Origin of the sequence: Acinetobacter sp. YH01008 (assembly GCF_013420435.1) — a bacterium.
In the GTDB taxonomy this organism is placed as follows: Bacteria; Pseudomonadota; Gammaproteobacteria; order Pseudomonadales; family Moraxellaceae; genus Acinetobacter; species Acinetobacter pseudolwoffii.
Genome location: NZ_VOYD01000017.1, coordinates 59,032 through 69,032, shown reverse-complemented (window position 1 = coordinate 69,032; position 10,001 = coordinate 59,032). Strand labels below are relative to the sequence as shown.

Genomic DNA, 10,001 nt, shown 5'->3' with positions numbered 1-10,001 from the left:
GAAAATGTATATCGTTGGCAGAAGAAATTATTTAGACCAGTTATCAAAAACTTCATTGATGACTTTATTCTCGATAAAAATCATCTGCTACCACAGAGAATCTATAAATAATAGTGCGTAAGTCCTACATTTGAAAACATTTTCTTAGTATTTTCTATACTTTCTGGTTAAAGCGTTAGTGCTATATTGTTTTTGCGATAAGAAGAAGATGCAATACGAAGAAAGTGACTACAGCACTGGCCCACTTATTTGACGAGTAAGTGGGCTTTTTATTGCCTGTAAAAAGGCGACCCAAGCCTACTGGAGTGCTGACCAGTAGAACATGCCATCGAGTAAACTTCCTTCGGGAATCTAGACTAGGGAGTAGCGTCCCGACCTAAAGAGGATTGAAAGCAAGTAAAGCAGACCGTGCATGTTAGGTGTGTGTGATTGTGAGTAGCGTTTGGCCCTGCGAAAAGGGCTTTTTAATGCCCTGAGAAATATTAGTGTAATCAGACCAAGTTAAAATGTTTGATTAACCAGGAATGAATCTTGCTTAGTTCGACAAAGTTAATGACATTATCTCAGTAATGAATATTATAAATTTATGTTTTATAAGTGAAAATAACTGACATTTCTTGCGACATGATTGCTTGATTGTCCAGGAGTAAAATCATGCTTAGATTACTGATGTGTTTATTTGGCCTACATGGTGCGACTGAGATCGATTACACGGTTGATGATGAAGAAATCAAGGTGTGTCGTGATTGTATGAAAGAAATAAAGTGACTTAATTCAATTTAATCGTTAAAATCACTTAGTAATTAATAGTTTATTTTTAAAACGAGTTAGATCTCAAATATAATACATATTATCTTACCGATTATTCAAAATCTCCACATTTTGGATTTCAAGTTTCGCCCACATCGACCCCAATGATGTGGGTTTTTTTTGACTAAAAAATTGCCGAACGTATTACGGCATATAGAACCCCGCTGAGATAACAAACTTGGCGGGGTTTTTCTTTTCTTATTGGTGATTACATGACAGATAAAGTACAAGCGAAACAAGACTTAGAATTTTGCAGTACTGAGCTGTCTAAGTATCAGAATCTCAGCAGATCTGGATTGACGCGTCATCAAATGATAGTAATCGATGAAATTATAATTAAGCTGAAAGAACGCATTAATAATTTACGGTTCACTTTGTATGGATGAAAAGGCTTATAAACTTTTCACCCAAAAAATCCCGCCAAAAAAGAAATCACGTACAAGACCATTACCAAAAGCATCTGACAAGTATTTAGAAGCATTCGAGCGACTGAAAGAAATTCTTGATCGTATGGAAATTAAATACGAAGAATATTTTCACTTTAAAAGTACGAAGCACTGGCGTTTTGATTTACACCTGGTTGGCTATCTCACATTAATTGAAATTGCTGGTGGGCCTTGGTCTGGTGGTCGAAAAGGTAAGTTGGCCACAAAAGCTTGGAGTATGGATCGCTATGACCATGCTGAAGAAATGGGTTATCGATATCACCGCTTTGAAGTTAATGATATCAACATGGGCCGTGCAACGGCATGGCTGAGAAATTTAAAGGCATCTTATGGAACAGTTCAGACCATTCCCGCCGACGGAGCTGATTGATCAGGCTGAGGAAGAGGAGGCTATTCGTTTGGCACCTGCGCCAGAGCTTAAAGAATGGGTCGTGAATAACTGGCTTACTTTAGGTGGTGAGTTACATAACCCGGATCATGATCATATTGCTGAATTACTGCATGACAATGAAGAGTTTCTTGCATTCGCCTGGGCTTCATCTGCCGCCGTAGCAAAAAAACGTATGGTACTGGGTCAATGTGAAAAGGTCATGTTTAACCAGGGCGGCTGGAAGAAAGCACGTCAGGAACAACAGATGCGAGATTGGTTTGGTTTTGTACCTCAGTACCTGATTACTGTAGATGCTGCTTTCTGTGAACAGGCTTCAGATCGTGAGTTCTGTCGCTTGATTGAGCATGAGCTATATCACATCGGTGTAGAGCGTGATGAAGATGGCGAAATCATTTATAGCGATATGACCGGACTGCCTAAGCATTACCTGGCTGGCCATGATGTTGAAGTGTTCTTTGGTGAAACAAAACGATGGGGTACTGATGAGTCTGTAAAACGGCTTCTAGAAATTGCCAGGAATGCGCCGTTTGTATCTGAAACGAATATTGCTGCGTGTTGTGGTAACTGTGTGATTGGTTAATTTTTTTGCCTAGTTACCCTTACGTACTCTTACAAAGGTGAGTTTATGGCAACCCTAAAAGAGCCTGTAAAAATGTTTATAGTTCAGTCTCTTGCCTGCTTTGAAACACCTCAACAAGTAGTAGATGCTGTAAGGGAGAGATATGGGATTGAAATTGATCGTCAGCAGGTAGCCTCTTATGATCCAACCAAAGCCACGTGCAGGGGCATCAGTAAGGCTTTAAAGAAGCTATTTGAGGATACGCGCAGAGACTTCAGAGCAAATATTGAGAATATTGCGATTGCAAATAAAGCGTTTCGGCTTATGGAGCTTCAAAAGATGTATGAAGACTCTGGCAAGAACAAACGCGCCAAGCAGAATTTACTCAAGCAAGCGTTCCAAGAGACTGATGGCCGTGTGACCAAACAGGAAATCACTGGTCCAAACGGCGGTTCAATCAAAACAGAAAATACTAATACCAATACGCATCAATTCACACCAGATGAGCTTAACGGATTATCCGCGCAAGAGCTTTCGCGTTTAGCAATTAATGGCAAGTTATGACTTATGCAATCGAAGATATAGCGCCACTAATTAAAGAGTGGACGATCAATACACGTCTGCCTGAAATCATTGAAGAAATGAAACGGCGTTATTACTACCGGATGCTGATAGAGCAAAATGAACTAAGTCGAGAGGCTGAAATCTACAGATGTAAAAATGATCCGGCTCACTGGTTTAATCATTGGGTATGGACTTATGATCCACGGGGCATGCCTTTTGGATTGCCGGCGAATATTCCTTTTGTTTTGCGTCCAGGTCAGGTTGAACTCGTTGATTGGCTGATTGAACGTGAAAGTACCCAGACCCATGGCTTAATTGAAAAAAGTCGTGATGAAGGGATGAGCTATGTAGTCCTGGGCTTTTATTTGCACCGGTGGTTATTCGTTGAAGGCTTTGCTGGTGGCGTCGGTAGCCGTAAAGAAGATCTGGTGGATAAGAAAGGCGATCCAAAAACGTTACTGCACAAATTCAGGGATATGTTTTCCAAGTTGCCGGACTGGATGAAGCCTAAAGGCTTTGTTGAGAAAGTGCATGACAACTACATGCGAATCATTAACCCGGACAACGGCGCAACCGTTACTGGTGAGGCCGGAGATAATATTGGTCGTGGTGGTCGTACCACAATGTACTTTCTTGATGAATGGGCATTTGTGGAAAGACAAGAAGCTGTTGATGCTGCAATTTCTCAAAACACTAATGTGCACATCAAGGGATCCACACCAAACGGTATTGGGGATAAGTTTCACCAAGATCGTTTTAGTGGGCGTTACGCCGTTTTCACCATGGCATGGCGTGATAACCCAGATAAGAACTGGCAGGTCGAATTTAATGGCAAGCTAATTCACCCTTGGTATGAGAAACAGTTGGCCACACTAGACGATATCGTTCTAGCTCAAGAAGTTGATATTGATTATGCCGCGTCGGTAGAAGGTGTATTGATTCCATCTGCATGGGTACAGGCTGCAGTCGATGCTCATCTTAATTTGAATATTCAGCCTTCAGGCGAAAGTATGGGTGCGCTTGATGTGGCAGATGAGGGTAAGGATAAAAACTCTTTTGCCGCACGTCATGGCATCGTACTGCAGTATTTAGATACTTGGTCAGGCGTTGGTGATGACATCTTTGGCACAACTCAGAAAGCTATTGATGCTTGTCTTGATTTACGTTTGAACTCCTTTTACTACGATGCTGACGGTCTTGGTGCTGGTGTCCGTGGTGATGCTCGAGTCATTAATGAGCAGAATCGATCTAAAGGGATACCGGAGATCGAGGCCAATCCATTCCGTGGCTCAGGTGCAGTTCATAACCCTGAGCAGGAAATGGTTGAGGCGCGTAAAAACGTAGACTTCTTTGCCAATCTTAAAGCTCAGATGTGGTGGTCACTGCGTATTAGATTCCAGAATACTTACCGAGCTTTACAAGGTATGCAATATGACCCAGACAATCTTATTTCGCTCTCTACCAAAGATATAAACAAGCAGGAGCTTGAACAGCTCAAGCGAGAGCTTTCACAGCCTACTTATACGAAGAATGGTGCAGGCAAAATCCTAGTCAATAAGCAACCGGACGGGGCCTTGTCTCCAAACCGAGCAGACGGCGTCATGATTTGCTTTAGTGATATCAAGCCGCCTGAACGCTTAAGGCCGGGCGGAGGTGGCTCACGTAGTTTTTAATCAAGGTTTTTAATATGGCAAAATCCAAAAACAAGCAGAAAGAGACCAAGCCAAAAGCAGCAGGCTTGTTAACCGAAGTTGCTGTTGAAAAACTTGCATTCAGTATGGGACGCGCTGCCGATGTTGATGAGGTTCTGCGCAAGGCTGGTGTTACCCGGCAGCGTTTATCTGTACTTATGGCTGATGATGAAATATCACAGGCTATGGAAACCCGGCTTGATTCGGTGATTAATGCGCCATGGCGATTGAAAGAGGATCACAGGGAGCAAACTGAGTTCTTAAAAGAGCAGGTTGCTTACTGGCACAATGAAATTATTACTGGTGCATGGGAAGCGTGTCCATTTGGCTACTCAGTCATGGAGGCCAATTACAAGATTCTTGATGATGGTAAATTCACACTCAATGGCATCCAGGTGAAGCCGCTTGAGTGGTTTGAGCCAAAGAACAACGGCGAACTAATTTATCGTGAGCCACAGACCAATACAGAAATCAGTGTATTTCAGAAGTGGCCATTAAAGTTTTTCTTGACTCGACGCAAGCCTTCATTCAAGCAGCCTTATGGTGATCCATTATTGTCTAAGCTGTACTGGTTATGGTTCTTTAGAACAAATTCCACTAAGTTTTGGGTTAAGTTTTTGGAGCGATTCGGATCTCCGCTACTTGTGGGCAAGGTGGGTGGCAACAGTCGAAACCAAGATGATATTGATGCCATGACCTCGGCATTACTGAATGCTCACTCGCAGTCGGTTATTTCGATTGGATCTGAAGATGATGTAAATACAGTAGGTACAAACTTCTCGGGTGCAGGTAGCTCAGCATTTGAGGCATTTGATACCGTTTTAACACGCCGTATTCAAAAGGTTGTATTAGGCCAGACCCTTACATCGGGAACTGATGGCACAGGGAGTCGTGCGCTGGGTGAAGTACATGAAAATGTGCGTATGGATAAGCGTAACTCAGACTTACGCATGATCACCCCGACCTTTCAGGATATTGTTGATGCTATTTGCTTCCTGAATGGATTTGAAAAGCACACGATTATTCTGGGTGGTGAACAAGACCTGAATGTAAAAGTGGTTGAGCGTGACTTAAAGCTGAAAGAGTTGGGTGTTGATTTTACTGATCAGTATGTAATGGAGACTTATGGCATCAAGCCCGAGCACTTCAAAATGCGTTCAGAGCAGATTCCAATTAATACTCAGTTCACAGCATTACCTCGTCAGGCATTTAACTTTAAGGCATCTGCAAACAAGCTCTCACCTGAACAGCTGGAAGTTGAAGAATTGACTGATGGTCAGGATGAATTGCAGTTATTGAAACCTGATCAAGTCAAGGAGTTGGTATTCAAGTCTGATAGCCCTGAAAGCTTGGCTTATAACTTGATGCAGTTAATACCTGGCGCAACTCAGACACAGTTTACGGCCAATCTAGATCAGGCTTTGTATGCTGCGGATGTATTGGGGTATGTGACGGCGCAAAATGGGAAGTAAGTTATGCAACCAGTCACATTCCTTGAGGCACTTCGGTTTGCTCACAGTAAAAAAATCGTGCTGCCTGATGAGTTTTATTCAATGGATCTAAAGACCCGGCAGATGGTAACTACGGTTAGTTTTCTATCGAGTCTTGAGCAAATTGAGACTGTCATCAAGGCGGTGAATAAATCCATTGCCGACGGCGGTACCTTTAAAGATTTTCAGAAGCTAATTGAAGAATCTGAAATCATTCTGCCAAAGCATTACTTGGACAATGTGTTTCGTACCAATATCCAAAGTGCTTATGGTCATGGGCGGTGGCAACAGCAGCAACGGAATAAAGCTAAACGACAATACCTGATGTACTCGGCGATCAATGATAGTCGGGTGCGTCCTAGTCATTTAGCTTTGAACCGGATCGTATTACCAATTGATCATCCATTCTGGCTGACACATTACCCGCCGTTGGGCTTTCGTTGCCGGTGCACCGTGATTGCTTTAACTGAGAAGCAGGCATTGAAATACGGCATTACACCTGATGATCAGTTGCCAGAAGTTGCCGAGGCTTTGGATTGGAGTTCGCATCCTTTGCAGTTTGGTGAACTTGAATCACTGGTTGATAAAAAGATCAGTGCCTCAAGTCTGGATAAAGAATATCTCCTTGAGCAAAAGGAAGTTATTAAGGCTGAATGGACGGCGAGTAAAAAGCTCACCAGTCTATTTGCTCCGATGGATGATAAGGCTCGGGATCTGTTCGACACGGTGGCCAATACGGTTATTCCACTTGATCCAAACATTCGTCCAAGTGCGATTCGTACTTTTCTGGATTATGTGCAGGGCAATGATGCTGCACTGACCAGCTATTTAAACTCTGCTACAGGTTCTCTGGCTGATGATGTGCTTAAGCGCTGGCTTAGTACCGATATGGCAGTAATTCAGGCTGTTGCAAGCAATACGGCTTCAACCGTGGTGGGTGCTGCGACACTTCAACAGGTAGCTGTGTATCAGGTAGGGCAGACAGTTCAATTGAATGCGCCGTTGCTGATGGCTGATACAGCTTCAGATATCGTGATTAAGATTGAGAATGCGAAAGGCTTGGGTGTTGATCTGGATATGTTGAATGCAGGCAACGGCGTTTTGATACCAATGGGATTGTCTTTTGAAGTGGTTTCGATTGAAGCGATTGAAGGGCAGATGGTTTACATATTAAAGCCATTATTAAACTAAAACGAATTTTGTAATTGACCGTCCGAAAGGGCGGTTTTTTTATGGAGCATGAAAAATGCCAGATCCAAATGAAGAACGATTGAAGTACCTCTTTAACGCCTCGGCAATTGAGGTGCCTAAAGCTGAAGAAGGGCAAAAACGAAAATTCAAAGGAACTGCTTATGCTGGTGGCCGAGTAGACGGACACTGGTATTGGGGGCGCTCAGGTGTGGTGTTTGATCTTGATGGGATCGAGATTGATAAGCCGACAGCCTTGCTTGAAGAACACTTTGGTTCAAGTCGAATTGGTGTTGTTCAAACAGTAGATACCAACGGAAAGATTGATGTATCAGGTGATTTCCTTACAAACGCCAAAGCACAGGAAATTGTCCAGGACTCTGATGATGGTTTCCCATTCCAGATGTCGATGATGATTGATCCTGGATCTATTGAGGAAGTCTCACAAGGCAAAACTGTCACGGTAAATGGTCAGTCGTTTGAAGGCCCAATCACCATCTTCCGTCAAAACCGTATTCGTGAATTTACGATCTGCTCGACTGGTGCTGATCGCAACACATCAATTAAAGCCTTCTCGGGCAAAGCCAATCCAAACCCAACCAAAGAGGACACCAACGTGACCGAATTAGAAAAAGCACAACAGGCCAAAGAGCAGGCAGAGCGTGAACGTGATGATGCCTTGGCTGAACTTAAGCAGTTCAAAGCACAGAAGCGTGCTGATGAAATTGCAGCTTTAGAAACTGAGCTGAAAACACAGTTCAGTGCTGAAGATAAAACGGCTTATACCAATATGGATGATTCAGTTTTTGCCTTTACTGCAAAGCAGCTTCGTCAATTCTCCGCAGGTAACCAACAACCACCAGCTGCACCACAGACACAACAAACACCAGGTGTAAATCCAGCATTTGCACATTTGTTTAGTCATCAAGCAAACCCGGGGCAAGGTGGTCAAGTTCCACAAGGCTCGGCTTTAGATCAGGCATTTAATCAGTTTGTAGCAGCGCAGCAACAAGGAGCTAAATCATGAGCCAAGTATTAACAGGCACTATTGAAAATAAACAGCTAGTGGTCGGTGACGGCGTACGTACAGAAAATGCCAAAGTAAAAACTGCTACAGCATATAAGCGCGGCGATTTACTTAACGTAGATGCCAATAACGTTGCTGATCATCCAGTTGTCACTGAAGGTGTAGTAGGTGAATGGAATGCGATTGCTGTGTCAGATTTCAATGCAGAGCAATCTACTTACCATGCGGCTAATAATCTTGAGATGCCGATCTACGTGCAAGGTCCATTTGATATTGAAGTAGTTACAGTGAATGGAACACCTCTGACCACTGCTCAATATGATGCAGTACGTGCACAAGCATTAAAAAACAAAATCGAACTTCGAAAAGTTGTGGGGAACTAAGACATGAGTCAAACTTTTACATTTCAAAATGCACCAGTGGAATTACTGGATGTGCCACAGCTGGTATTACTGACTGATACCACTCAAAAGGTAGATACCTGGCTGATGGACCGCTTTTTCCCTCAACGTGTTTCATACACTAAAAAAGAAGTTCCAGTTGGTGAGCTGAATACTGCGACACCACTTGCGCCGTTTGTTACTCCGACTGCAGCTGGACGTCAGATTAAAGTAGGTGAATCTGGTAACGTGAAATTCGTTAAGCCAGCTTATCTGAAACCAATGATGACGGTGATGCCAAGTGAAGTGCAGAACACTGCTCTTATCGCACGCTTACGTCAGTTTGGTGTGATTGCCACCGGTTCAAATCGTTTATCTGATGCTGATCTGCTACTGATCGACCAAGCTCAAAAAGCATTGTATCTGCGTCAGTCAATTGAAAACCGGAAGGTGTTAATTGCACGTGATGTATTGCTTTACGGCAAAACCACCTTTGCCTCTGCTGATTTCCCAATGTATGAAGTGAATTATGAGCGTAATGCGGCTTGTAATTTCTCACCATTGGTGAAATGGGGACAAGTTGGAGCGACACCTGTTAAAGATATTCAGGCAATGATTGATCTTTCGGTAGAACATTCTGGTACATCACCAATCATGGCGCTGACTACCTCAAAAGTGTATAACGCGCTGATTAAAGATCCTGAATTTAAAGAAAAGTTCATTGCTCCTTATGCAGGTATTAGCGTTCCACTGACTCCAACTTTCGACCAAGCTGACAAGCCTCAATTCCGTGGCACGGTCGATAATATGGAAATCTGGACTTATGATGCTAAGCACAATATGGGTGGGGATATTGAGCGCTTCATTCCAGAAGATTTCTTTGGTCTGGTTTCTGATGCGAATGGTTGGATTGCGCACTGTGCATTGCAAAACGTTGAAGCATTCGGTCAGGCTTTAGAGTTCTATTTAAGCCAATGGCAGGAAAAAAACCCTTCAAGCATTCAATTGCTTGCTGAATCTTCTCCACTTGCTGTTCCAAATAACAAAAATGGCTTAGTCGGCGGTCGCGGCTTCGTTTAAGGGGAATCAAATGCCAAAGTACATTGCAAAACAATCGATCGGACACTTTCGTCCAGGTCAGGAAATAGCGGGGCTTGAAGCTAAACAACTTCAGGCCCTTTTAGCATCTGGGGCTATTGAAGAATATCAAGAGCCGGAAGAACCTAAGGCAGACAATACCGCTGCACGCTTGGCTGAGCTTGAAAAGGCTAATGCTGAGCTGACAGCAGCAAATAAAACCTTAACCGAAGCCAATCAGACAGCAGCTGCTGACAAGGCCAAATCTGATCAAGAAGTTGCTGATCTGAAGGCTAAGGTGGCTGAAATGGAAAAGGTAAAACCTGCTGCAAAACCTAAAGCCGGTGAAAAACCTGCAGACGAAACCAAGTAGGTGAT

At 43.2% G+C, this 10,001-nt stretch carries 10 protein-coding genes and 1 pseudogene; all 11 read left to right on the top strand.

Annotation, left to right across the window (positions count from 1 at the left end; all coding sequences use genetic code 11):
- Positions 1-111, top strand: a pseudogene (locus FTT75_RS10710) (IS701 family transposase); the annotation flags it as partial.
- 1,077 nt (positions 112-1,188) lie between these two features.
- Complete coding sequence (locus FTT75_RS10705; protein WP_180186401.1) at positions 1,189-1,626, top strand: hypothetical protein; 438 nt, start codon at positions 1,189-1,191, stop codon at positions 1,624-1,626.
- On the top strand, positions 1,586-2,227 hold the full coding sequence (locus tag FTT75_RS10700; protein ID WP_180186400.1) for a putative metallopeptidase: 642 nt from the start codon (positions 1,586-1,588) through the stop codon (positions 2,225-2,227). The genes FTT75_RS10705 and FTT75_RS10700 overlap by 41 nt, the downstream gene beginning before the upstream one ends.
- Positions 2,228-2,272: 45 nt before the next feature.
- The gene (locus FTT75_RS10695) at positions 2,273-2,770 is read left to right on the top strand and encodes a DUF2280 domain-containing protein (protein ID WP_180186399.1); all 498 of its coding nucleotides are present in this window, start codon (positions 2,273-2,275) and stop codon (positions 2,768-2,770) included.
- Positions 2,767-4,443: a terminase gene (locus tag FTT75_RS10690; protein ID WP_180186398.1), complete on the top strand. Its 1,677-nt coding sequence runs from the start codon at positions 2,767-2,769 to the stop codon at positions 4,441-4,443. The genes FTT75_RS10695 and FTT75_RS10690 overlap by 4 nt, the downstream gene beginning before the upstream one ends.
- Before the next feature lie 14 nt (positions 4,444-4,457).
- Positions 4,458-5,933, top strand: coding sequence for a DUF935 family protein (locus FTT75_RS10685; RefSeq protein WP_180186397.1), 1,476 nt, complete (start codon positions 4,458-4,460; stop codon positions 5,931-5,933).
- Between the two features lie 3 nt (positions 5,934-5,936).
- On the top strand, positions 5,937-7,142 hold the full coding sequence (locus FTT75_RS10680; protein ID WP_180186396.1) for a phage minor head protein: 1,206 nt from the start codon (positions 5,937-5,939) through the stop codon (positions 7,140-7,142).
- A 55-nt stretch (positions 7,143-7,197) separates the two neighbouring features.
- Positions 7,198-8,166: a hypothetical protein gene (locus FTT75_RS10675; protein WP_180186395.1), complete on the top strand. Its 969-nt coding sequence runs from the start codon at positions 7,198-7,200 to the stop codon at positions 8,164-8,166.
- Positions 8,163-8,549: a hypothetical protein gene (locus tag FTT75_RS10670; protein ID WP_005097146.1), complete on the top strand. Its 387-nt coding sequence runs from the start codon at positions 8,163-8,165 to the stop codon at positions 8,547-8,549. Before FTT75_RS10675 ends, FTT75_RS10670 begins: the two co-directional genes overlap by 4 nt.
- A 3-nt stretch (positions 8,550-8,552) precedes the next feature.
- Positions 8,553-9,626 carry a major capsid protein gene (locus FTT75_RS10665; RefSeq protein ID WP_005097145.1) on the top strand — a complete coding sequence of 358 codons (1,074 nt, stop codon included), beginning with the start codon at positions 8,553-8,555 and terminating at the stop codon, positions 9,624-9,626.
- Positions 9,627-9,636: 10 nt separating this feature from the next.
- Complete coding sequence (locus FTT75_RS10660) at positions 9,637-9,996, top strand: hypothetical protein (RefSeq protein WP_180186394.1); 360 nt, start codon at positions 9,637-9,639, stop codon at positions 9,994-9,996.
- The last annotated feature ends 5 nt before the right edge of the window (positions 9,997-10,001 follow it).